19 protein-coding genes are annotated in these 23997 nt (G+C 74.8%); 12 read left to right on the top strand and 7 right to left on the bottom strand.

The genetic code is table 11. The features are described 5' to 3' along the window. Positions 1-95: 95 nt before the first annotated feature. A complete protein-coding gene (locus ACGFI9_RS11140; RefSeq protein ID WP_393177497.1) occupies positions 96-1955 on the bottom strand; it encodes a polysaccharide biosynthesis protein in 1860 nt (619 codons plus the stop codon). A gap of 185 nt (positions 1956-2140) precedes the next feature. Between ACGFI9_RS11140 and ACGFI9_RS11135 the strand changes: the two genes are divergently transcribed. After that, positions 2141-3592, top strand: coding sequence for a polysaccharide biosynthesis tyrosine autokinase (locus ACGFI9_RS11135; protein ID WP_393177495.1), 1452 nt, complete (start codon positions 2141-2143; stop codon positions 3590-3592). On the opposite strand, the gene ACGFI9_RS11130 is transcribed toward ACGFI9_RS11135, so the two are convergent. Further along, complete coding sequence (locus ACGFI9_RS11130) at positions 3573-4127, bottom strand: low molecular weight phosphatase family protein (RefSeq protein WP_393177493.1); 555 nt, start codon at positions 4125-4127, stop codon at positions 3573-3575. The genes ACGFI9_RS11135 and ACGFI9_RS11130 overlap by 20 nt on opposite strands. Before the next feature lie 141 nt (positions 4128-4268). Here ACGFI9_RS11130 and ACGFI9_RS11125 point away from each other — a divergent pair, with 141 nt between their 5' ends. The 5 genes from ACGFI9_RS11125 to ACGFI9_RS11105 all read left to right on the top strand — a co-directional run bounded on the left by ACGFI9_RS11125 (position 4269) and on the right by ACGFI9_RS11105 (position 9087). Continuing rightward, positions 4269-5498, top strand: coding sequence for a glycosyltransferase family 4 protein (locus tag ACGFI9_RS11125; RefSeq protein WP_393177491.1), 1230 nt, complete (start codon positions 4269-4271; stop codon positions 5496-5498). A gap of 142 nt (positions 5499-5640) precedes the next feature. After that, positions 5641-7410 carry a DUF4012 domain-containing protein gene (locus tag ACGFI9_RS11120; protein ID WP_393177489.1) on the top strand — a complete coding sequence of 590 codons (1770 nt, stop codon included), beginning with the start codon at positions 5641-5643 and terminating at the stop codon, positions 7408-7410. 13 nt (positions 7411-7423) lie between these two features. Further along, complete coding sequence (locus tag ACGFI9_RS11115) at positions 7424-8062, top strand: hypothetical protein (protein ID WP_393177487.1); 639 nt, start codon at positions 7424-7426, stop codon at positions 8060-8062. A gap of 92 nt (positions 8063-8154) precedes the next feature. Continuing rightward, a complete protein-coding gene (locus tag ACGFI9_RS11110; protein WP_393177485.1) occupies positions 8155-8577 on the top strand; it encodes a protein-tyrosine phosphatase family protein in 423 nt (140 codons plus the stop codon). A 246-nt stretch (positions 8578-8823) separates the two neighbouring features. After that, positions 8824-9087 (top strand): hypothetical protein, encoded by a 264-nt coding sequence (locus ACGFI9_RS11105; protein ID WP_393177483.1) that lies wholly within the window; start codon positions 8824-8826, stop codon positions 9085-9087. Here ACGFI9_RS11105 and ACGFI9_RS11100 read toward each other — a convergent pair. Beyond that, positions 9050-11323 carry an ATP-binding cassette domain-containing protein gene (locus tag ACGFI9_RS11100; RefSeq protein ID WP_393177481.1) on the bottom strand — a complete coding sequence of 758 codons (2274 nt, stop codon included), beginning with the start codon at positions 11321-11323 and terminating at the stop codon, positions 9050-9052. The two genes, ACGFI9_RS11105 and ACGFI9_RS11100, sit on opposite strands and share 38 nt — an antisense overlap. 116 nt (positions 11324-11439) lie before the next feature. Between ACGFI9_RS11100 and ACGFI9_RS11095 the strand changes: the two genes are divergently transcribed. The 4 genes from ACGFI9_RS11095 to ACGFI9_RS11080 all read left to right on the top strand — a co-directional run bounded on the left by ACGFI9_RS11095 (position 11440) and on the right by ACGFI9_RS11080 (position 16992). Next, positions 11440-12156: a MerR family transcriptional regulator gene (locus ACGFI9_RS11095; protein ID WP_393177479.1), complete on the top strand. Its 717-nt coding sequence runs from the start codon at positions 11440-11442 to the stop codon at positions 12154-12156. Between the two features lie 153 nt (positions 12157-12309). After that, on the top strand, positions 12310-13587 hold the full coding sequence (locus tag ACGFI9_RS11090) for a D-alanyl-D-alanine carboxypeptidase family protein (RefSeq protein WP_393177477.1): 1278 nt from the start codon (positions 12310-12312) through the stop codon (positions 13585-13587). Positions 13588-13823: 236 nt separating this feature from the next. Continuing rightward, entirely contained in the window at positions 13824-16169 is a 2346-nt protein-coding gene (locus ACGFI9_RS11085; protein ID WP_393177475.1) for a flippase-like domain-containing protein, read from the top strand. 16 nt (positions 16170-16185) lie between these two features. Next, the gene (locus ACGFI9_RS11080) at positions 16186-16992 is read left to right on the top strand and encodes a hypothetical protein (protein WP_393177473.1); all 807 of its coding nucleotides are present in this window, start codon (positions 16186-16188) and stop codon (positions 16990-16992) included. A gap of 37 nt (positions 16993-17029) precedes the next feature. Here the strand turns inward: ACGFI9_RS11080 and prfH are convergent, their stop codons facing one another. Then, on the bottom strand, positions 17030-17701 hold the full coding sequence (prfH, locus tag ACGFI9_RS11075) for a peptide chain release factor H (RefSeq protein WP_393177471.1): 672 nt from the start codon (positions 17699-17701) through the stop codon (positions 17030-17032). Further along, complete coding sequence (locus ACGFI9_RS11070; RefSeq protein ID WP_393177469.1) at positions 17698-18876, bottom strand: RNA ligase RtcB family protein; 1179 nt, start codon at positions 18874-18876, stop codon at positions 17698-17700. The genes prfH and ACGFI9_RS11070 overlap by 4 nt, the downstream gene beginning before the upstream one ends. A 321-nt stretch (positions 18877-19197) precedes the next feature. Between ACGFI9_RS11070 and ACGFI9_RS11065 the strand changes: the two genes are divergently transcribed. After that, positions 19198-20292 (top strand): hypothetical protein, encoded by a 1095-nt coding sequence (locus tag ACGFI9_RS11065; RefSeq protein ID WP_393177467.1) that lies wholly within the window; start codon positions 19198-19200, stop codon positions 20290-20292. Between the two features lie 159 nt (positions 20293-20451). Here ACGFI9_RS11065 and ACGFI9_RS11060 read toward each other — a convergent pair whose 3' ends face one another. Together ACGFI9_RS11060 and ACGFI9_RS11055 are read right to left on the bottom strand one after the other, a co-directional pair. Further along, positions 20452-21666, bottom strand: coding sequence for a PP2C family protein-serine/threonine phosphatase (locus ACGFI9_RS11060; RefSeq protein WP_393177465.1), 1215 nt, complete (start codon positions 21664-21666; stop codon positions 20452-20454). Positions 21667-21833: 167 nt separating this feature from the next. Beyond that, positions 21834-22850 (bottom strand): LacI family DNA-binding transcriptional regulator, encoded by a 1017-nt coding sequence (locus ACGFI9_RS11055; protein WP_393177463.1) that lies wholly within the window; start codon positions 22848-22850, stop codon positions 21834-21836. A gap of 326 nt (positions 22851-23176) precedes the next feature. Between ACGFI9_RS11055 and ACGFI9_RS11050 the strand changes: the two genes are divergently transcribed. Continuing rightward, positions 23177-23983, top strand: coding sequence for a M15 family metallopeptidase (locus ACGFI9_RS11050; RefSeq protein WP_393177873.1), 807 nt, complete (start codon positions 23177-23179; stop codon positions 23981-23983). Positions 23984-23997 lie beyond the last annotated feature (14 nt).

Here is a 23997-nt window from a genome sequence, read left to right as displayed (position 1 = left end):
CACCTCCGACCCTATCCGGCCCGACGGGTCACCGCGCGGTGAGGCGGTGGGACGCGCCTCCCACCACGTGGACGAGCCTCCCGCCGCCGTCGACGTCAGCGCTGGCCGGGCACCACCGTCAGCGCCGCCCCGGTGACGTCGCAGAGTGCCGCCAGCCGCTTCACCAGCTCGTCCGGGTCGGCGTACGGGTCCAGCCCGCGTACCTCGTCGGGGTGCAGCGGCGGCACCCGGACGTGCGAGATGAGCGGGTGCAGCGGCCGGCTGTCCGCCTCGTCGGCGCCGAACAGGTGCTCGTGCAGCTTCTCGCCGGGGCGCAGCCCGGTGTAGACGATGTCGACCGGGCGGTCCGCCTCGGCGGCGAGCCGGCGGGCGACGTCGGCGATCCGGACCGGCTCGCCCATGTCGAGCACCAGCGCCTCGCCGCCCCGGCCGATGGTGGCGGCCTGCAGGACGAGGTGCACGGCCTCCTGCACGGTCATGAAGTAGCGGGTGACGTCCGGGTGCGTGACGGTGATCGGCAGCCCCGCCCTGACCTGCGCCTGGAACGCGGTCAGCACCGAGCCCCGGCTGCTGAGCACGTTGCCGAACCGGACGCTCAGGTACGCCCCGCCGAGCTGCTCGGCATGGTGGGCGGTGAGCCGCTCGGTGATCCGCTTCGAGTAGCCCAGGACGCTGACCGGGTTGGCCGCCTTGTCGGTGGAGATGTTCACGAACTCGGCGACGTCGCGGCAGGCCTCCAGCACGTTGAGGGTGCCCCAGACGTTCGTCATGAGCGCTTCGCCCGGGTGGCGCTGGAGCATCGTGAGGTGCTTGAGGGCCGCGGCGTGGAAGACCACGTCCGGCTGTCGGTCGGCGATGACCCGGGCGATGCCCTCGGCGTCGCGGATGTCGGCGAGGATCAGCTCGGGCCCGTCCAGCAGCGCCCGCCCGTGCAGGGACATCTGCAGGGCGTGCAGCGCCGACTCGTCCCGGTCCAGCATCATCAGCTCGCCCGGCTCGCAGCGGGCGATCTGCCGGCACAGCTCCGAACCGATCGACCCGCCCGCCCCGGTCACCAGGACCCGGCGGCCGGCCAGCCCGCTGCGTTCCACGGTCAGCTCGGCCACCCGCTGGGCCCGGCCGAGCAGGTCGGTGATCTGCATGTCGCGGACGTCCGTCGCCGCGATCGGCCGGTCGAGCAGCTCGCGTACCGGGGGGAGGACCTTGAACGTGGCGCCGGCCTGGAGGGTGCGGCCGCGCACGTCGCGCAGCAGCGCCGGGTCCGAACCGCTCAGCGAGAAGATCACCGTACCGGCCCGGGTCGCCCGGACCGCCACGCCGATCTGCTCCCGGCCGCCCAGCACGCGCAGCCCTTCCAGGCGCAGGTCCCGGTTGTCCGGGTCGTCGTCGAGCAGGCCCACCGGCAGGTAACGGCTGCGCGGGTCGCCGTGCAGCGCCCGCACCAGCCGCTCGCTCGCCGCGTCCACCCCGTAGACGAGGCAGCGCTCGGCGGTGCGCGCCGGCCGGCGGTGCCGTTCCTGGCGGGCTCGCCAGGCGGCCCGGCCGGCGGCCATCAGCACGAACGCGACGGTGCCCCCGACCAGCGGGGTGGTGGCCGGAACGGGGTGTTCAGCCCAGGGCAGCACGGCGACCAGCGTGGCCAGGGCGGCCAGCGCGGTGGTGGTGGCCAGCTCCCGGGCCTCACCGGCGCTGCCGACCGGATGCCGCCCGTGCACGCGGAACCGCAGCAGGGTGAGCGCGGCGTAGCCGGCGGCACAGGCGAGCGCCACGGCCAGCGTGCGGGCGCAGGCCGCGGGAGTCAGCTCGAACTCGTAACGGGTCCACGCCGCACCCAGAAAGCCACCGCACCATGCGGCGGCGTCCAGCGTTAACAGAGACAGGGTGGCCGCGCGGCGGGCGACCCGCGGGTGGGGTCGGGCGATGGCGTCGCCTGCGGCGGCGGGTTCGCGATCCATGGTTGCCCTCTACGTCCGATCCGGAATGGGAGGAAATACGCTCGAATGCGCGCCTGATCGTTTACATTCGGCAAGTCACTTACTGTCTTGTATGAGCGATTTTGATCCTGGCACGAACACTGGGCGTTTTAGGGGGCTTTTGTGCAGTTTCATGGGCTGACCGGCGTGTCGCGAGGGGGAACGTGATGGACGTTCTCGGTTACCTGCATCTCGTCCGGCGCCACTGGTGGATCGTGTTGGTGACGCTGATGGCGGCCCTCGGCACGGCCGCCGCGGTCACGGTCCGCACTCCACCTCGGTACGAGGCGTCCGTCAGCTTCTTCGTCACCACCCCGAGCCAGGGCGTCACCGACGCCTACCAGGGCGGGCTCTTCCTCCAACAGCGGGTGAAGTCCTACGCGGACCTGCTCGGCAGCGACCGGCTGGCGCAGAGCGTCGTGGCGCAGAGCCCGCTCGGTCTCACCGCGGACCAGGTGCGGGGTCGGATCAGGACCACCACCGAGGTCGGCACGGTGCTGCTCAAGGCCACGTTCACCGACACCGACCAGACCCGGGCGCTGAAGACCACCGAGACCCTCGCTGCCAAGTTCGTCGAACTGGTGCAGAAGGTGGAGACCCCGGCGGACGGCAAGGCGCCGCCCATCAAGATCGAGGTGGTGAGTGGCCCGCGGGTCACCTCCAGCCCGGTCTCGCCGCAGCCGGTGCGGAACATGGTCCTCGGCGGGCTGATCGGGCTGCTGCTCGGCGCCGCGCTCGCGGTGCTGCGCGGCATGGCCGACGTGCGGATGCGGGACGCCGCGGCGCTCCAGCGGGTCACCGGCAGCCCGCTGCTGGGTGAGGTCCCGTTCGAGGCCGGCGCCAAGTCCTCCCCGCTGATCGTCGGCGAGGCGGCGAACTCCCCCCGGGCCGAGGCGGTCCGCAAGCTCCGGACCAACCTGCGCTTCGTCGACGTACACGAGCCGGCCCGGGTCATCGCGGTCACCAGCGCGCTGCAGGGCGAGGGGAAGACCACCATGGCGTGCAACACCGCCATCGCGCTGGCCGAGGCCGGCTGGCGGGTGCTGCTCATCGACGCCGACCTGCGCCGGCCCAAGGTGGCCGACTACCTCGGCCTCGACGGCGGCGTCGGGCTCACCGACGTCCTGGTGGGCGACGTCCAGGTCGGCGACGTGGTGCAGCGCTGGGGCGACAAGTCCCTGCTCGTGCTCCCCAGCGGCGCCACCCCGCCGAACCCCAGCGAGCTGCTCGGCTCCAAGGCGATGGCGGACCTGCTGGTGGCCCTGCGCGAGTCGGCGGACATCGTGGTCATCGACACCGCGCCGCTGCTCGCCGTCACCGACGGTGTGGTGGTGGCCGTGCAGGCCGACGGTGCGCTGCTGGTCACCCAGCAGGGGCGGACCTCGCGCAACCAGGTGGCCGCCGCGGCCCGCGCGCTGCACTCGGTCTCGGTGCGGCTGCTCGGCTGCGTGCTGAACATGGCGAAGGTGGCCAAGGCGGACGCCTACCAGTACGAGGCGTACAAGGTGGTGCTCCCGCCCGCGGCGCCGTCGGTGCCGACCGACCGGGCCGGGGTGGCCCGGCGCGGCAAGCGCGCCGAGGGCGACCGGACTCAGGAACTCAGCCGGCTGTCCCGATGAGCGCCAGCACCGGCCGGATCGACCGCTCGATCTCCTCCGCGCAGCGGCGGAAGTCGGCGGGCGAGCCGCCGATCGGGTCGCGGAGGTCGTCGGCCTCGGGGGCGGCGGGTTGCAGCCGCCCCCGGGCGACGGCCGCCGCCGCCACCGCCGCGCGCAACGGGGATCCGTCGGGTGCGTCGGCGACCTCCGCCGCGGCGGCCAGCCGCGCGAATTGCCGGAGCGTGAAGGTCCGGTGCAGCGCGGCCGGCGCCAGCGACGTGCAGACGGACCGCTGCCGCCGGGTCGCGGTCAACACCAGCGCCGCCCCGGCCAGGTGCTCCGGGCGCAGCCTGCGGGTGCGGAAGGCCGCCGGGTCCGCGCCGGTCCCGGCGGCCACCTCCACCGCGTACGGGTGCATCGGAGCGCCGTCCACGGCGTCGGTGCCAGCGCTGGCGACGCCGACCGGGTGGTCGGCGAGGAGCCGTCGGGCGATGTACTCCGCCATCGGCGACCGGCACATGTTGGCGTGGCAGACGAAGAGCACCTCGTCGACCATCTGGACCCCTCTCGTCCGAGCCGTCGCGGCGCGGTGCGGGACGGCGGTCAGCCGGCCGTCGCGGCCGGGTGCGGAGGGGATGCGGGCATCGTACGGGGTGCGTCCGGCCGGACGCCGCGGTGCCCCGCCGGGAGCGTGACCATGAAGATCGGGATTCTCTCGTACCACTTCCCGCCGGAACCGGCGTTCATCCCGGGCAGCCTGGCCGAGGAGCTGGCGACTCGCGGCCACGACGTCCGCGTGCTGACCGGCTTCCCGGACTACCCGGGCGGGCACGTCTATCCGGGCTGGCGGCAGCGCTGGCGGCACCAGACGCGCAGCGAGCGGCTGACCGTGCGCCGGGTCCCCCGGTACGCCGGGGGTGACGGGTCCACGGGCGCACGGATGGCCAGCTGGCTCTCCTTCGCCGGCAGCGTGGCGCTGACCGGCCGCCGCTACCTGAGCGAGATCGACGCCCTCTACGTCTTCCAGCTCCCCGCGGTCACCTTCGCCGCCGCCGGCCTGCTGCGGCTGCTCGGCCGGGTGCCGACGGTGCTGCACGTGCAGGACGTCTGGCCGGAGGAGGAGCCGGCCCGCTCCGGTGAGGGGCGCCGCTGGTCGGGCCGGCTCGACGCCACCGTGCGCCGGCTCTACCAGGAGGCCGACGCGGTCGCCGTGACCGCGCCCTCGATGCGGGACCTGGTGGTCTCCGGCGGTGCCGACCCGGAGCGGGTGCGCGTGGTGCTCAACTGGACCGACGAGCGGATCTTCCGGCCCACGCAGCCCAGCCCGGCCGCCCGGCGGCTGATCCGCCGCAACGGCCGCTGCGTGGTGATGCACGCGGGCACGATCGGCGTACGCCAGGGCCTGGACACCGCGGTACGCGCCGCGGCCGCACTGGGGGACCGGATGGACCTGGTCATGGTCGGCTCGGGAGCGGAGGAGCGGCGGGTGCGGGGGCTCGCCGCCGAGCTCCGGGCGCAGAACGTCCGGTTCGTCGAACGTCGGTCGCCGCTGGACATGCCGGAGCTGTACGCGGCGGCCGACTACCAGCTGGTCATGCTGCGCGACCTGCCCGAGCTGCGGGGCATGGTGCCGGGCAAGCTGCAGGCCGCGCTCTCCTGCGCCGCTCCGGTGGTGGCCTCGGCCGCCGGCGACACGGTGGCGCTCGTGGAACGGGCCCGCGCGGGGCTGTCCTGTCCGCCGGAGGACTGGGCCGCGCTGGCGGACCGGTTCTGGCTGGCCTCGGCGATTCCGCCGGCGGCGCGGGCGGAGATGGGCGGGCGGGGGCGGGACGCCTACCTGCGGGAGATGTCGCTGCGCGCCGGGGTGGACCGGATCGAGCAGTTGCTCCACGAGGTCTCGACGCGGGCCGGCAGGCCGGCGCGGTAGAGGCGAACCGCCCTCGGAGAAACGGACACCAAGCACCAAATATACCGATACCGCTACATACCTGGCTCTTCTGTGCTAGACATCGACTAACAGTCATTTATGTCCGGCCCGAGCCTGGGAGTGTGGTGTGACGGATAGCGGCGTGTCGCGTCGAGCGCGGCGCGGCGTCCGGCGGCGACGCCGGGCACGCGTACGACGGGTCCTGCTCACCGGCCTGGTGGTCGTCTCGCTGCTGCTCACGGTGGGCGGCTGGGTCGGCTTCCGGGGCTGGCAGGCGCGGGCGCACCTGCTCAACGCCGCCGGGCTGGCCAAGGAACTCAGCACCGAGGTGGTGGGTGGCGACGCCGACCGGGCCCAACGCACGCTCGCCGCGCTGCAGGAGCAGGCCGGCGCCGCGCGGAACGCGACCGGCGACCCCGGTTGGTGGCTCGGCCAGCGGAGCCCGTACGCCGGTGACGACCTGTCCGCCGTACGCCAGATCGCGGTGGCGGTGGACGACCTGGCCCGGTTCGCCTTCCCCACCCTGCTCCGGATCGACCTCGCCTCGCTGGTTCCCCGGGAGGGGCGCCTCGACCTGGGCCGGTTGCGGGCCGTCTCGGCCGAGGTCTCGACCGCCGACCGGGCGGTCCGGGAGACCACCGCCCGGCTGGCCGCGGTGCCGACCGGGGACCTCGTCGGGCAGGTACGGGAGGCGCTCCTCGGGCTGCGTGCCGAACTCGAGCGCCTCGGCGACCTGACGGCCGCCGCGGACCAGGGCGCCCGGCTGCTGCCGTCACTGCTCGGTGCCGACGGCCGGCGCAGCTACCTGATCGTGTCGCAGAACCCCGCCGAACTCCGGGCCACCGGCGGCATGTTCGGCGCGTACGCCGTGATCAGCGCCGAGGGCGGCCGGATCCGGATGACCGGGCAGGGGACCGCCGCCAGCATGCAGCGTTTCGACCCACCACTCGGGGTGGATCCCGAGATGCGCGGGCTCTGGTCCCACCTGCCGGGGATCTATCCGGCGGACGTCAACCTCAGTCCGGACTTCCCGGCGGCCGCGGCCCTCTACCGGGAGATGGTCCGCCGGCGGACCGGCACAACCGTGGACGGCGTCCTGGCGGTCGATCCGGTGGTGCTGTCGTACCTGCTCGGCGTCATCGGGCCGGTGACGGTGCCCGGTCGTCCGACCCTGGCGGCGAACACCGTGGTCCGGACGCTGCTCAGTGACGTCTACCGCGACCTGGACCTGCGGGCCCAGGACGCGTACTACGCGCAGGCGGCGTCGGCCGTGTTCGAGGCGCTCTTCACCAAGGCGACCAAGCCCCGGGAGATTTTGTCCGCTTTTAGCCGTTCTGTGGCGGAACGCCGGTTATTGTTCTGGAGTGTCCACCCCGAGGAGCAACGCGTCCTGGCCGACAGCCGGTTGGCCGGGAGGCTCCCCGAGAAGGACACGGTGCCGACGGTCGGCGTGTTCCTCAACGACGGCAGCGGCGCGAAGCTCGGCTACTACCTGAGGTTCTCGGCCACCCTGACGGTCGGCGACTGCCACCCGGACGGGCGTCGGGAACTGCGGCTGCGGGTCGCGGTGCACTCCACCGCACCGCGGTCGGGACTGACCAAGTCGGTCACCGGCGGCGCCCGCTCCGGCGATCCGTACACCGCTCGCACGTTGGTGTCGGTGTACAGCCCGACCGGAGGTGCGGTGCTCGGCGGCCGCCTGGACGGACGGGTCACCGCGATGGGCGCCGGTACCGACCGCCGCCGCCAGGTGACCGTGGCGACCGTCGACGTCAGGCCGGGAGGGACCCGGACCCTCGACGTCACGGTGCTCACCGGGAAAACCGGAGCCGGCACGGCCGAGCTGGTACTCACCCCCACCGTCACCCCATGGACCACCCAAGTTGTATCCGCACCAAGCTGCAACCAGTAGGAGGGAATCCATCATGCGGCTATCCCGCATCATCATGGCGCTCACGGTCGGTCTGGCCGTGGCGGCCGTGCCGACCGCGGCCGGCGCGGCACAGCCGCAACCAGGCTATGAGCCCGTCGTCGTCCTGACCGTCGAACCGCCCACCATCACCCTCGGCGGGAGCTTCACGCTCCACGGCAGCGGCCTGGCGCCCCGCACGCCGGTCAGGATTCACGTCGAGATCTCGGCGTTGCCGGCCGCCGCACCCGCCCAGGGGACAGCCCGGCGCAGCGACGGCAGCACGGTGACCCTGGCCTCGGTGGCCTACGCGCAGCCGCAGCCGGCGCCGCGGGACTTCACGGTGACCACGGACGACGACGGCGAGTACACCGTCGAGTACCGGCCGAACCGGCCGGGGCGGTACACCTTCACCGCCACGGGTGAGGCCGCCGACGGAAGTACGGCCAACGGCGAGGCCACCGGGACCGTCCTCCCGCCGCGGGGACCCCGGCCCCCGCACCAGGGCGGCGGCAACGGCCACCTGCCGGTGACCGGCGCCAGCCTCAGCACGCCGATGAAGCTCGGCGGCGGCCTGGCCGGCACAGGCGCCCTCCTGCTGCTGGTCTCCCTGGCCTGGCGTCGTCGCGGCCGCTTCGGGATGGGCGCGCGCTGACCGAGGCGCGCCGGGCAGGGCCCGGATCAGCGAGGGTGCCCGTCGGGCGGTGACGTCCGGCGGGCACCCGCCTCTGCGGGCACAATGAGGCGATGAGCGCGGGTACGGCGTGGACAGACGGGGCCGGTCTGCTCGTGCTGCCCGGCGGCGCCGCCGTCCGGGGCCGGCGGATCGCCGATCCCGCCTCCGCTCCGGCCGACTTCGCCCTGCTCCTGGCGCCCGGCCCGGCCCCGGACTGGTCGCACCGCCGGATCCGCTGGCCCGACTTCTGGGTGCCGCGCGACCCGGCCGACGCGCTGGACGCGGTGCGGGAGGCGTGGCGGCGGGCGTACGCCGGCCAGCGGGTGGAGGTCGCCTGCCGGGGCGGTGTCGGCCGGACCGGCACGGTGCTCGCCGCGCTCGCCGTCCTCGACGGGCTGCCCCCGGCGCAGGCCGTGGCCTGGGTCCGGGCGCGCCACCACCCGCGGGCGGTCGAGACGCCCTGGCAGCGCCGCTGGCTACGCCGGGTCGGCTGAACCGCCCGACGCCCGGCCCTCCGATCACCTGCACGAGCGCGAGCGCGGCCACCGCGGCCGCCACCGCCGCTGCCCGGCTGGGCAGGTGTCGCTGGCCACGCGCCGGCGTGGCGAGCGCGGCCCGGGGGTAGGAGGGCGGCCGCCCGACCGGGAGCCGGCGTCACCGGTCGGCGTCGAGCAGGCCCGGGCCGGGTCGGCCCGGCGAACGACGCCGACCGGTCCCGTCCACGAGGCAGGTGTGTCCCCATGACCGAGACCCGTCCCCGGCCGCGCCACCGGCCCGCCTCGCGCGGCTGGCGGCTCCTCCGGACGGTCGGCGCGGTCATCCTGCTGAGCCTGCCGGCGATCCTCTTCCTCGACGTCTTCGTCGTCCTGGTGTCGGTGGCCCTGCTGGTCGGCACGGCCAGCACGCTGGCCCTCCGGATGCTGGGGCCGGCTGACCGGCCCCCGCGTCGGGGGCCGGTCGCGGCGCTCAGCGGCCGAGATAGGCCCGCAGGTGGCGGGCGGTGAGGCCGTCGCCGTGCGCGACCAGGTCGGCGGGGGTGCCGGTGAAGACCACCCGACCACCGTCGTGGCCGGCGCCGGGGCCCAGGTCGATGATCCAGTCGGCGTGCGCCATCACCGCCTGGTGGTGCTCGATGACGATCACCGTGTTGCCCGCGTCGACCAGCCGGTCCAGCAGGGCGAGCAACTGGTCCACGTCGGCCAGGTGCAGCCCGGTGGTCGGTTCGTCCAACACGTAGACGGCGGCCTGACCGGCCAGGTGGGTGGCGAGCTTGAGGCGTTGCCGCTCGCCCCCGGAGAGGGTGGTCAGCGGCTGGCCGAGGCCCAGGTACCCGAGGCCCACGTCGTCGAGGCGGTCCAGGACGTCCCGGGCCGCGCCGGTCGGGAAGAACTCCCGCGCCTCGGCCACCGACATCGCCAGCACCTCGCTGATGTTCTTCCCGCGCAACCGGTAGGTCAGCACCTCGGCGGTGTAGCGCCGCCCCTCGCACTCCTCGCAGACGCTCGCCACCCCGGCCATCATCGCCAGGTCGGTGTAGACCAGGCCGATGCCCTTGCACGTCGGGCAGGCGCCCTCGGAGTTGGCGCTGAACAGCGCCGCCTTGACCCCGTTGGCCCGGGCGAAGGCGGTACGGATCGGGTCGAGCAGCCCGGTCCAGGTGGCCGGGTTGCTGCGCCGGGAGCCGCGGATGGGGGACTGGTCCACCACGATCACCCCGTCCCGGCCGGGCAGCGAGCCGTGGATCAGCGAACTCTTGCCCGAGCCGGCCACCCCGGTCACCACGGTCAGCACGCCCAGCGGCAGGTCCACGTCCACGTTCCGCAGGTTGTGCCGGTCGGCGCCCCGGATCGGCAGGTGCCCCGTCGGTCGGCGGAACCGCTCGCGCAGGGCGATCCGGTGGTCCAGGTGCCGGCCGGTCGGGGTGTCGGCGCGCCGCAGCCCGGCGACGTCGCCGGTGTAGCAGATCCGGCCGCCCGCCGCGCCCGCGCCGGGGCCGAGGTCGACCACGTGGTCGGCGATCGCGATCGTCTCCGGCTTGTGCTCGACGACCAGCACCGTGTTGCCCTTGTCCCGCAGCCGTAGCAGCAGCTCGTTCATCCGGGCGATGTCGTGCGGGTGCAGGCCCACGGTGGGTTCGTCGAAGACGTACGTGACGTCGGAGAGGCTGGAGCCGAGGTGCCGGACCATCTTCACCCGTTGCGCCTCACCGCCGGACAGGGTGGCCGACTCCCGGTCCAGGCTGAGGTAGCCGAGCCCGATCTCCACCAGCGAGTCGACCGTCTCGCGCAGGTTGCCGACCAGCGGCGCCACCGACGGGTCGGTCAGTTCGCCCAGGAACTCGGCCAGGTCGCTGAGCTGTGTCGCGGCGCACTCGGAGATGGTCCGGCCGGCCACCCGGACCTGGCGGGCCGCCGCGTTGAGCCGGGTGCCGTCGCAGTCGCCGCAGGTGGTGAAGGTGACCGCGCGGTCCACGAAGGCCCGGATGTGCGGCTGCTTCACCTCCTGGTCCTTGGCCAGGAAGAGCCGACGGACCTTGACGGCCAGGCCCTCGTACGTCCAGGTGTTGGTCCCCACCTTCACCTTGGTGGCCGGCTTGTGCAGGAAGTCGTCCCACTGCTGCGGCGTGAAGTCCTGGAGCTTGACGTCCGGGTCGAACAGGCCGGAGCCGACGATGACCTGCCAGTACCAGGATCCGACGGCGAAGTTCGGCACCAGGATCGCCCCGTCGTTGAGCGAGCGCTCCACGTCCACCATGGCGTGCAGGTCCAGGTCGGACACCCGACCCAGCCCCTCGCAGGTGAGGCACATGCCCTCGGCGAGGTTGAAGCTCAACGCGCCGGGCCCACCGATGTGCGGGGTGCCCACCCGGCTGAACAGGACGCGGAGCATGGCGTACGCGTCGGTCGCGGTGCCCACGGTGGAACGGGAGTTCACCCCCATCCGCTCCTGGTCCACCACGATGGCGGGGGTGAGGTTGCGCAGCGAGTCCACGTTCGGCCGGGACAGGCTCGGCATGAACGACTGGAGGAACGCGCTGTACGTCTCGTTGATGAGCCGGCGGGACTCCGCGGCGATGGTGCCGAACACCAGGGAGGACTTGCCGGAGCCGGAGACCCCGGTGAAGACGGTGAGGCGCCGCTTCGGGATGTCGACCGAGACGGCGGCGAGGTTGTTCTCCCGGGCGCCGCGTACCTGGATCACGTCGTGGTTGTCGGCGGCAGGCCGTGTGCAGTGCTCCATGGCTTCAATCGTCCCATTGAAGTGCTTGGGTAAGGTTTCCCGACGATCTGCCGCAGTCCGGCGGGGCAGGACGCCAGGAAAGTCTCAAACGACGTGGAAGGCGTTAGGGTGAACCGGTGCGCGACGGCCGGCTCCGGGTGGTCGACGTGGCGGCCAGCGCCGGCATCTCGACCCAGCAGGTACGCAACTACCTTGAGGCGGGAGTGTTGCCGCCGGCCGACCGCACCCCGAGCGGATACCGGGTCCTCACCGGTCGGCACGTCCGCGCGCTGACCGTGCTGCGGCGGATGGCCGAGGGGCACGGCTGGGCGCGTACCCGGGAGGTGATGGCCGCGGTGCACCGCGGCGAGTTGGCGACGGCGCTGGCCGCCCTCGACGCCGGCCATGCCGAGCTGGACCGGGAACGGGCGGAGATCCGGCGGGTGCTCGGCGCCTTCGAGACGGTGGTGGCGAGCCCGGCGGTGCCGGCGCCGCGCCGGGGCGCGCGGATCGGCGAGGTCGCCGACCTGGTCGCCGTCCGCACCTCGCAGCTGCGGCTCTGGGAGGAACGTGGCCTGGTCCGCCCGACCCGCGAGCCGGGCACCGGCTACCGGGTGTACGACGCGGCCGAGTTGCGGGCCGCGCAGGTCGTCGCGTTGCTGCGGCGCGGCGGATATCCGTTCGAGATCGTGGCGGCGGTCCTGGCGGAGATGCGCACCACCGGCCGGCCGGAGCGGGTCCGCACCGAGCTGGCGCGCCGTGAGCAGGACCTGCACCGACGAAGCCTGCGGCGGCTGCGCGCCTCGGCGGCCCTCCACGACTACCTGGCCGAGACCGGCCTCGTCGACGGCTGAGCCGGGCTCGGGCATCCTGGCCGGCGGGACCGGACCCGTGGCGCGGCCCCCGCGGACGTGGCGGGTGACTGTGTGTGACCGGCAGGTCGGCGTGCCGTGGCTCCGGTGACCGGTGCCACCACCCGCCGATCTTGCAGGTTAGTCTCCGTGGTCATGAGAGCACGGGCCCTGGCCGCTGCCGTCGCCGCCGTCCTCCTGAGCACCGGAGCCGCCGTCCCGGCCGCGCAGGCCGCGCCCGCCCCGGTCGCGCGCGCCGCGCTCGCGCCGGTGCCCTGCCCGAAGGCGCCGGCGCCGAAGGTGAGTCGGCCGCCGCGACCCGTGCCGCCGCCGAACGTGCCGGCCGACCGCGTCGTCGGCGGCGAACGGCTCGACACGCCCGGCCTGGTGGTGCCCGAGGGCGCGCCCGCCCCGCCCGCCGTCACCGCCACGTCCTGGCTCGTCGCGGACCTGGACACCGGCGCCGTGCTCGGGGCCTGCGGCCCGCACGAGTACGGCACCCCGGCGAGCACCCAGAAGCTGCTGCTGGCCGCCACCATGCTGCCCCGACTCGACCCGAAGCAGGTGGTCACCGTGACCCGGGGCGACCTGAACATCGCCCGGGGCAGCTCGGCCGTCGGCCTGCTCGTCGGCGGGAAGTACCCGGTCGAGACGGTCTGGCTCGGCCTGCTGCTCAACTCCGGCAACGAGGCGGCCAACGTGCTGGCCCGGCTGGGCGGCGGCCCGGACGGCGTGGCCGGCGGGGTCCGGGCGATGAACGAGGAGGCCCGGCGGCTCGGCGCCCGGCAGACCCACGCCGTCACCCCGTCGGGCCTGGACGGGAAGGGGCAGTTCACCAGCGCGTACGACCTGGCGCTGATCGGCCGGGCCTGCTTCGCCAACCCGCTGTTCCGCCGCTACACGCTGACCGAGCGGACCCAGATCCCGGCCCAGCCCGCGCTGAAGGCGGGTGGCTTCCAGATCCAGAACGAGAACCAGCTCATCTACCGCTACCGGGGCGCGCTCGGCGGCAAGACCGGCTTCACCGAGCTGGCCCGGCACAGCTACGTCGGTGCGGCCCAGCGCAACGGTCGCCGGCTGGTGGTCACCCTGCTCGGCGCCGAGGCCCGCCCGGTACGCGGCTGGCAGCAGGGCGCGCAGCTGCTCGACTGGGGCTTCTCCCTGCCCCGGAACGCCTCGGTCGGCCGGCTGGTGGAGCCGGGCGAGCTGGACGCGGCGGAGGCCGGCCGGCAGGGTTCCCCGGCGGCGGCGCCCGCCCCGCCGTCCGACGAGTGGCGAGGGCCGGCCGGAACCGCCCTGCGCCGGATGGCCGACGGTGACTGGACGGTGATCGTGCCGGCCGCCGGCCTGCTCGCTCTGACCGTCGGGGTCCTCGTCGCGGTGCTGGTCGCCCGTCGCAGCCGGCCCCGGCGGGTCGGCCGCCGCCGCGCCTGACCGTGCCGGAGCCCCTTCCGCGCCACCGGGCGCGGTCTCGGCGCTGACGAACCTGCCCACCGGCCGCCGGCCGCGCCGCCCGTACCGACCGGGCGGTTCGGCGGCGTTGCGGCCCGGCGCGGCGACGGGTCGCCCTATGGTCGACCCATGCGGGACAGCGGGGCAGCCGTCGGGACGACGGGCGTGGCCGCGCGCACCCGCCTCGGTCGTCCACCCGCCCGCCGCTGACCTCGGCGATGCCCCGGACCCACCGCCCGTCCCCGGCGCTGGTCCTCGGCCTGGTCGCCTCCGGGGGACTGTTCGCGCTGGTCAGCTCGTGGGTCCGGCACCGCCCGCCCGGCCGCTGGGAGCGGGACCTCTTCACGCTGGTCAACCAGATCCCCGGGCCGGCCGGCCCGGCGCTGCTGCTGGTCATGCAGCTCGGCGCGTACCCGGCGATCCTGGTGGCGGCGGCGGTCGCGGCGGCGGCCCGGCAGTGGCGACTGGCCTGTGACCTGTTGGTGGCGGGCAACCTGGCGTACTGGGCAGCCGTGCTCGCCAAGCTGGTGGTCGCCCGGGCCAGCCCGGCCGGCTTCCTCGCCGACATCCGGTTCCACGAGACCGTGACCGGGCGGTACGGCTACCCCTCCGGTCACGTGGCGGTGGTGACCGCGCTCGCGGTCGTCCTCGCCCCGGCGCTGCCTCGCCGGGTACGCGGGCTGGTCTGGCTCGCGGTGGCCGTCGTCGGCGTCGCCCGCATGTACGTCGGCGCGCACCTGCCGGTCGACGTGCTGGGCGGGTTCCTGGTCGGCTGGTTCGCCGCCACCGTCACCCGGGTGCTGGTGGGGGACGTGGGCCCGGCCGGCACGGTGGGCCGGCTCCGGCAGGTGCTCCTCGACCGGGGCATCGAGGCGACCGAGCTGGCCCCGGTCGCCGGGGACGCCCGGGGCTCCCGCCCCTGGCAGGTCACCACCGCCGACGGCCGGCGTCTCTTCGTGAAGGCCACCGGCGGCAGCCAGCGCGACGCCGACTGGCTCTACAAGCTCTACCGGCGCCTGCGCTACCGGGGCATCGGCGACGAGCCGCCGTACGTGACCGCGAAGCAGAAGAGCGAGCACGAGGCGTACCTGCTGCTGCGCGCCGAACGGGCCGGGGTGCGCACCCCGCGGCTGGTCGCCACCGCCACCGATCCGTCCGGCGACGCCCTGCTGGTGGAGGAGTTCGTGCCCGGCCGACCGCTGGACGCGCTCGACCCGGCCGAACTGGACCGGGACACCCTCGACGACGTCTGCCGGCAGGTGGCCCGGCTGCACCGGGCCGGCCTGGCGCACCGCGACCTGCGAGCGGCCAACGTGCTGGTCGCCGACGGCACCGCCTGGCTGGTCGACCTCAGCTTCGGCACCGACCAGGCCTCCGCCGACCAGCAGGCCCGCGACCTGGTGGAACTCCTGGTCACCCTGGCCGCGCTGGCCGGCGTACGGGAGACCGTCGACGCCGCCGTCGGGCAGCTCGGGGCCGGCGCGGTCGCGGACAGCCTGCCCTGGCTGCAACCGGCCCTGCTGTCCCGCGCCGGCCGGACGCTGGCCGACCGCCACCCCGACCTGCTCGACGACCTCCGGGAGGAGATCGCCGGCCGCTGCCCCGGCCGGGGCAACCGGTTGGCCCGGGTCGTGCGGATCACCCGCCGGGACGTGTTCCTGCTGGTCATGCTCGGCCTGCTGGTGCACTTCCTGCTGCCGCAGATCGGCCAGGTCCGCGCCGCGCTGCACGCGCTGTGGCACGCCGACCCGCTCGCGGTGACCGGCGCCCTGCTCGCCTCGGCCGCCACCTACCTGCTGAGCGCGCAGGCGCTGCGGCTCGCCACCGCCGGTCGGATCCCGCTCGGGCGGACCGTCGCCGTCCAGGTGGCCGCGTCCTTCGTCAACCGGCTCGCCCCGGGCGCGCTCGGCGGGGCCGCGCTGAGCGTCCGCTACCTGCGGCGGCAGGGGCTGCCGGTGCCGGCGGCGGCCACCGCGGTCGCCGTGGACCGGGTGGCCGGCGTGCTCGGGGTCGCGCTGCTGCTGCCGATCCTGCTGCCGTTCGCCCGGGGCACCCGGCAGCACCTGATGAGCGCCGCCACCGGGCGCGGCCTCGCCGTGCTGCTGATCGTGCTGGCGGTGCTGCTGCTGGCCGCCGCGGCCGTCGCCGTACCCCGGTTGCGGGCCCGGCTCCGGGCGGCCCGGCGGCAGGCCGCGGACGCGCTGCGCGCGCTGTCCCGCAGCGGCCGGATCAGCCCGCTGCTGGCGGTGAGCGTCGCGCTCACCCTCGCCTACGGCGCGGCGCTCTGGCTGGCCCTGCTCGCCGTCGGCCTGCCGATCGACCCGGCGCTGATCGCGCCGGTGGTGCTGGTCTCCGTGGTGGGAGAGGGGTTGGCCACGGCCGCGCCCACCCCCGGCGGCCTGGGCGCCACCGAGGCGGCCCTGGTCTCCGGCCTGCTGATCTACGGCATCCGCCCGGAGATCGCGGTGGCCGGGGTACTCGTCTACCGGCTGGCCACCTTCTGGCTGCCGGTGCTGCCCGGGTACGCGGCGCTGCGCCTGCTGGTCCGCTGGCATGCCGTCTGATCAGGAAACTGGCGGCGTGGACGCCGCGACCCCGGGTAACCGCGGCGGCATGGAGCACCCGGGACGGATCGTGGTGGTCTCCGCGGACGTCGGCGTCGGCCACGACACGGCCGCCGCCGAGCTGGCGCGGCGGCTGCGCGACCGGGGCTTCGTGGTGGACCGGCACAACCTCCTGGACCTGCTGCCGCGCCCGGTGCACTGGGCCTTCCGGGAGGCCTACCGGGGCATCCTGCGCTGGCTGCCCTGGAGCTACGACGCGCTCTTCGGCCTGGCCAGTCGGTCCCAGTTGTCCGTTTCCGTGCTGCGTACGCTGCTCCGGCCCGTTCGCCGCCGGATGCGCCGGGCGATCCCGCCGGACACCCGGGCGGTGGTGACAACCTACCCTTTCGCTAACCAGCTCCTCGGGCCGTTGCGCCGGCAGGGGCGGCTCACCGTACCGGTCATCACCTACGTGACCGACGTGGTGGTCCATCCGACCTGGCTCTGCCCCGGGGTGGACGTCTACTGCGCGATCCGGCCCGCCGAGGTGCCGCCGGCCGGCGCGGCGGACGGCGTCGACGTCACGTTCGTCCAGCCCCTGGTGTCCCGGGCCTTCGCCGACGAGGCGCCGGCCGCCGCGGCCGGCCGGGCGGAACGCGGTGACGCGGGACGGCGCCCGGACCGCGCGGAGTCGGGCGACCCGGCGCGGCTGATCGCCGAGGCCGCCAGCCACGCCGGCAGCGCCGGGATCGACGAGCGCTGCCGCCGGGCCCTGGGCGACTCCGTCGGGGACGCGGTGGCGGTGGTCGCGGCGCTGCTCCAGGCCTCCGCCGGCGGCCGGTGAAGCGTGGGTCCGCCACCGACATCTCCGCCCCCAGCGGTCAAGGGCGTGGCCGGGTGGACCGCCTTCTCCGCCGCCGCGGCGCCGGGTCCTGGCCCGACGGTTCGGGGCGCTCGGTGCGGATGGGATTGCCCCGGACGAGTTCGTCGTGGACGCGCCAGCGGGCGGTGGTGTCGGCGCGCCGCGCGGCCTCGTCGCCGGCCTCGATACGCTGCCGCAGCAGTTGCAGGGCGATGCGGCGGTTCAGGCTGAACTGCCGCTCGGTGTCCACCACGACGACCATGCCGGAGGGGCGGTGGGTGGCCCGGACGGCCGTGCTGGCCTTGTTCCGGTGCTGACCGCCGGGGCCGCCGGTCCGGCAGGCGACCACGTCGACATCGGCCTCGGCGAAGCTGGTGGCCGGGGTGTCGATCCGGCAGGGCCGGGCGATGACGTACCAGTTCTTCCGGCCGGTGGTCGCCCGGTAGGGGCTGGGCGCCTGCCAGCACAGGGTCCCGGTCCACCCGGCGGCGAACGCCTCGGCGGTGGCGCCGGAGATCCGTACCAGGACCGACCGGTAGGTGTCGGGCCGGTCGCCGGGCACGGTCTCGACCCGCCGGGTGGTCAGACCCCGCCGGCCGGCGTCGGCCTCCAGGCGGCACAGCAGCCGCGCGAGGGCCCAGGCGCATTCCCGCGGGCCGCGCCCGGCGGACATCAGCAGGTGGACGCTCATGATCCGCCCCGCCCACGGCGGCGGTTGTCCCGCCGTTCCGCGCGGGGCGTGGCGCCGGCGTCGGGCGTCTTGTAGGTGACCACGGGCACCGTGGTGGCGACGGGGGTGGCCAGGTCGTGCTCGGCGAGGTCGCGGATCACCTGCTCGATGCGCTTGTAGGCCGAGGGCGCCTCCTCGAAGAGCAGTTGGCGGTCGCCGCACACCACCAGTGACCCCACCGGGGTGCGGCGCAGTTCCTCGACGGTGTGCTTGGCGCGGCCCCGGCGCAGCGCGTCGGCGCGGGACATCTTGCGGCCCGCGCCGTGCGCCACCGAGTGGTTGGCGTCGGGGCCGGCGTGGGCGGCCACCAGGTAGGACGGGGTGCCTCGGGTGCCGGCGACCAGCACGTCGCGGCCGTCACCGGGCGCCGCGCCCTTGCGGTGCAGGTACACCCCGTCCCGGATCTCGACCAGGTTGTGGCACTGGTCGACGATCGGCTCGGTGGGCTCGGCCCCCAGGGCGTGCGCGACCCGGGCCGCCAGCAGCCGCCGGTTGAGCGAGCCCCAGCGTACGGCCTCGTCGTGCCGGGCCAGGTAGGCGTCGGGATCAGGGGTCGGGCCCGCGCCGTGGACCTCGGTGTGCGCCCGCAGGATCCGCTCGCCCAGCCCGCGGGAGCCACTGTGGACGACGAGCACGAGGTCGCCCGCGGCGAGTCCGAGACGGCTCGCGTGGCCCGGCTCGAAGACGGTCCCGAAGCGGGCCAGCTCGACGAAGTGGTTGCCCCGGCCGACCGTCCCGAGCCCCTCGACATGGCCGGCCGGCACGTCCCCGGCCAGCACGGCCCAGGCCGGGTCGTCGGCGTCCCGCTCGGGGTCCAGGGCGCGGTCCAGGTCGGGGAACCGGGCGGCCAGCTTCTCCGGTACGGCGCGCTTGAGCCGGAGCGGGAACACGGCGATGCCGCAGCCGATGTCGGAGCCGACCAGGAACGGGTACAGCACGCTCGACGCCATGGCGGCCCCGATCGGGGCGCCCTTGCCGGGGTGCAGGTCGGGCATGGCGGCGACGTGGATCATGCCGTCGAGCGCGGCCACCTGGTGGCACTGCGCGACAGCATCCGACTCGATCCAACTGGTGGGGGAGGCGAACACGCGAAGGGTGGCCGGCGGGGCGTCCCGCCGGGCGTGGTGGTGAGACAAAGACGCTCGCTTCTCGCGGAAAAGGGGGGGCGGACGGCAGGACGGCGGCGGTGGGCGCGCCGTGGGGCCGGGAAAGAGCAGCGGGGTGCTGTCCGTCAGAACGTCATGGACCGCACTCTCCCGCAGCCCGCCGTACCCGGCAACCGATTTCGGCCCGGAGCGTCCCGCGCTGGTCAGGGTGCCGTCCCAGGACTGCGTCGCCGGTCCCGGTCCCCGTATCCTCCACGGGGGCCGGCGGCGGAGGTGCGGGTGCCACCGCGAGGCAGCACCACCCACCGTTCACCGTCGCCGAAGGGTCGGCGGGATTCGAAGCGGGAGGCCGTGAGCGCGCAGCGGAGACCACTGCGGTGGCGGCGGACGGCCATCTGGTCGGCGGCGGCCGGCGCTCTGCTCGTCGTGGCCCCGAGTGGCGCGGCGCTGGCCGGGCCGGCGGCGCAACCCTCGCCGGCCGGCGGGTCGCCGGTCTGCCGGGTGCGCGACAGCCGACTCACCGAGATCTCCGGGATGGCCGCGACGGACACCGGGTTCGTCGTGGTCAACGACGGCGCCGACGAGGCGTCCCGGCGGCGGATCTTCTTCCTGGACAGCCACTGCCGGGTGGTCCGGGCGCTGCGGTATCCGTCCCGGCCGCGCGACACCGAGGACCTGGCGGTCGCGCCGGACGGCACGATCTGGATCGCCGACATCGGCGACAACGACCGCTCCCGGGACACCGTCGCGGTGTGGAAGCTGCCGCGCGGCGGTGACCGGCCGGTGTTGCACCGGCTGAGCTACCCGGACGGGCCGCACGACGCGGAGGCGCTCCTGCTGACCGGCGACGGCCGGCCGCTCATCGTGACGAAGCAGGGCGGCGCCGCGGGCATCTACACCCCGACGGGGGATCCGGTGCCGGGTGCCACCGTGCCGATGGTGCGGCGCGGAGAGGTGGAACTTCCCGGTACGGACACGAGCAACCCGTTCGGTTTCCTCGGCCGTGCGGTGGTCACCGGTGGCGCTGTCGACCGGGACGGGCGACGGGTGGTGCTGCGCACCTACGCCGACGCGTTCGAGTTCGACGTCCCCGACGGGGATGTGATCGCCGCGTTGACCACCGGACGGCCGCGGGTCATCCCCCTGCCCGACGAGCCGCAGGGCGAGTCCATCGCCTACGCGCCGGACGGCCGGTTCCTGCTCACCGTTTCCGAAACCGCTGACCAGCCGGCCGGCACCCGACCCACCATCCTGCGCTATCCGACGCCCCGTCCCCCGAGCGCGACACCGCGACCGACCGCCGGCGTCTCCCGGTCGCCGAGCGCCACCGGTCCGCCCCGCCGGGGGGACTTCCGGGGGGCTGTGGGCGTACTGGTCCTGGTGGGTGTGGGCCTGCTCGGCGCGGGGCTGTTCGGGACGGTCAGGTCCCGGCGCGCGGGGCGCTAGCCGCCCTTCGTCCGCGCCGCGGACCGAAAGTTTCCGGAACCCTCGGCTCGTTCACCAGCAACCCGACGACCCTGCCGGTGGACACGCACGAGATGGTGGCGATGCGCCCAGGACCGCCGGCGCGTTCGGGCCGTGCACGCCCGGCTCGTGCGCGTGCCGTCAGTCGGTGACCCGGCGGATGGCGAGCAGCGCGATGTCGTCCGCGGGGTGCTCGGCGTCGAGGGTTGCCATGATGGTGTCGCACACGGTCTCGGCGGGAGCCACCGGCACCGCGGCCATCAGGCGGGCGACCCCGGCGTCGAACAGCTCGCCGCGGCGTTCGACGAGCCCGTCGGTGTAGGCCACGAGGACGGCGCCGGGCGGGAAGTCCAGAGTGGTGAAGTGGCGCTCGGGATGCCGCCGGCCGGTGCCGAGCGGCGGGTCGACGCGGGCGGACAGGGTGGTCTTCGGCTGGCCGGGGACGGCCAGGACCGGCCGGGGGTGACCGGCCAGGGACAGCCGGATGCGGGAGCCGTCGGGAGCGATCATCGCGTACAGGGCGGTGGTCAGGCTGCCGGCCTCGAAGTGGACCACCTTCCGGTCGAGCAGGGTGAGGGCCTCCGCCGGGTCGTCACAGACCAGGGCGTACGCGCGCAGGGCACTGCGAATCCGGCCCATCACCACCGCCGACTGCAGTCCGTGCCCGGACACGTCGCCCACGACCACGCCGAGCCAGCCGGACGGGAGGGGGAAGACGTCGTACCAGTCGCCGCCCACCCCGGAGGCGTGCCCCGGCACGTACCGGCCGGCCATCTCCAGGCTCGGCACCTTGGGGAACTCGGCGGGGATCAGGCTGCGTTGCAGGGCCAGGGCGGCCGCGTGGTCCAGGCTGTCCTCCCGGGTGCGGTTGGCCAGCCCGACATGGCTGGCGACCAGTTCCAGCAGGCGGACATCGTCGGTGGTGAACCGGCGCGGCGTGAGCGAGCCGACGTGCAGCACGCCCACGAGACGACCCTGCGTCATGATCGGCACGCCGAGCAGCGAACGGAGTCCGGCGTGCAACAGGACCGGGTTGACCACGTTCTCAGGGGTGACCTCGTCGATGATCACGGGTTGTCGGGTCAGCGCGATCCGGCCGGCGAATCCCCGCCCGACGGAAACCCGGAAACCCTGACGGACCTCCTCCTCCAGCCCCTTCGCCGCGGTGGCCACCAGGTGCCGGGCGCGGACGTCGAGCAGGAGGATGGCGGCCGTGTCGACCTGCAGCAGGTCGCGGACCCGGTCGAGGACCTCGTCGAAGAGGTCGGCGGCGTCGAGGCGCGACAGGGTGGCGTCGGTCGCTGCCTGGATGCGGCGCAACCGCTGCTCATCCCGCTGACTCTCCGCCTGGACCACTCCCGGATCGTAGTCGTCCGGCCCCGCTGTTCGCCCGGGAGCGCACGGGGCCCGTATCCCGTGGGCGTTTCCGGGTCCTTCCGCGACGGCGCGATGGTTGCGCTGGGTGATCGAAAGCGCGCGGGCAGTGCCGACGTCGGAACTTCCGGAAGCCGGGTGAAAGGGCGTCAGCGGTGAGCGGCGGAGCTGTCCCGGACCACCAGCTCGGTGGCCAGCTCGACCCGGGGCGACTCGATCTCCTCGCCCTGGGACAGCCGCAGCACCGTCCGGGCGGCGAGCCGTCCCATCTCGACCAGGGGCTGGCGCACGGTGGTCAGCGGCGGGGACGCCCAGCGGGCCTCGGGCAGGTCGTCGAAGCCGACCACGCTGACGTCGTCGGCCACCCGCATCCCGCGGCGGCGCACCGCCTCGTAGACGCCGAAGGCCATCTGGTCGCTGGCCGCGAAGATCGCGGTGGGCGGCTCGGCCAGCTCCAGCAGGGCGGATCCCGCGGCGAAGCCGGAGGCATGGTAGAAGTCGCCGGGTTGCACGAGCCGGTCGTCCAGCGGCATGCCGGCCCGTTCCAGGGCGGCCCGGTAGCCGTCCAGCCGGGCCCGGCTGCACAACAGGTGCGAGGGCCCGGCCACGAAACCGATCCGCTGGTGCCCGAGCCCCAGCAGGTGCTCGGTGGCGGCGAGCCCACCCGCCCAGTTGGTGGCGCCGATCGTCGGCACGTCCGTGGCCGGCACACCGGCCGGGTCGACCACCACCACGGGCACGTCGAGCCGGCGCAGCTGCGCGTGCACCGGCGGGCTCAGGTGGGAGGTCACCACGATCACCCCGTCGGACGCCCGCGCCCGCAGGTTCTGCAGCCACTGCCGGGTCGAGGTGGACCCGCGGTGGATCGCCGAGACCACCGTGCCGACCCCGGCGGCGTGCCCGACGTCCTCCACCCCCCGGATGATCTCCACCGCCCACGGGCTGTCCAGGTCGGGGAAGACCAGGTCGAGCAGGCCGGCCCGGCGGACCGTACGGGTGCCGCGCCGCCGGTAGCCGTGGTGGCGCAGCAGCTCCTCGACCCGCTCCCGGGTGCCCGGAGCCACGTCCGAGCGCCCGTTGAGCACCCGGGAGACGGTGGGCACGGAGACCCCGGCCTCCCGCGCGATCGCGGTGATGGTCACCCTGCGCTCGTCGTCCGCGTCCACCCGCGTCTCCTTCGCCCGACCGTGCCGCCACTGCGCAACGGCGTCCCGCCCCACGGTCATCTTGCCGCACCGGCGAGGGGTTGACGACAGCGCGGGCCGGTCCTAGCGTGCCGAGAAGTTGCGGAGCCGTTCCGGAAGCGCGGCGGGCCAGCGTGCCGGCCCGGTTCTCCGTCGCGCTGGCCACGAGGCCGGCGGCATCGACGGCGACGCCGCGGCGCTCGACTTCCCCCGCGCGGCGTTCGACGCGTGACGGGTTGCCCGCCCGACGGGCCGCCGATCCTGGTAGACACGGCAGGGTGGGGACCGGGAGACGAGCCGTGGCCGTCCTGGCCGTCCTGGCCACGGCGTTCGCCACCGGCTGCCAGCGGCCCGCGCCGCGCCCGTCGCCGTCGCCCACGTCGGCGCCGGCGCCGTCCGCCACCCCGGCGGGACCGCGCGCCCCGGCCGACGTCGTCGACCTCGCCGCCGTCGACCCGAGCATCCGCACCGACATCCGGTACGCCACGCCGCACAACTTCGTCGGCCGGCCGGTCGCCGGGTACGCCGAGCCGCTCTGCCTGCTCACCCGGCGGGCCGCGGAGGCGCTGCACCGGGTGCAGACCGCCGCGCTCGCCCAGGGCCGCAGCCTCAAGGTGTACGACTGCTACCGCCCGCAGCGGGCGGTGAACGACTTCGTCGCCTGGGCGAAACTCCCGGGCGAGCAGCAGCTGAAGGGCGAGTTCTATCCCGACGAGCCCAAGGACCGGCTGTTCGCCGACGGCTACATCGGCGCGCCGACCGCGCACAGCCGGGGCAGCACCCTCGACCTCACCCTGGTCCCGGTGCCCACCCCCGACCAGCCGGCGTACGTGCCGGGGCAGCCGCTGGTCGCCTGCACCGCGCCCGCCGGCCGGCGGTTCCCCGACAACACGGTCGACATGGGCACCGGGTTCGACTGCTTCGACCCGCGCGCCCACACCGCCGACCCCCGGATCACCGGGCCGGCGCGGGACAACCGGGAACTGCTCAAGCGGCTGATGACCGCGCAGGGCTTCGAGAACTACGCCCGTGAGTGGTGGCACTACCGCTACGTCGACGAGCCGTACCCGAAGACGTGGTTCGACTTCCCGGTCGCCCGGTCGTCGCTGCGGTGAGCGCCGCCCCGGCG

Source organism: Micromonospora sp. NPDC048930 (genome assembly GCF_043197935.1).
Lineage (GTDB): Bacteria > Actinomycetota > Actinomycetes > Mycobacteriales > Micromonosporaceae > Micromonospora.
Note: the sequence above shows the minus strand (reverse complement) of the source record. Positions and strands in the feature narration are given on the sequence as shown.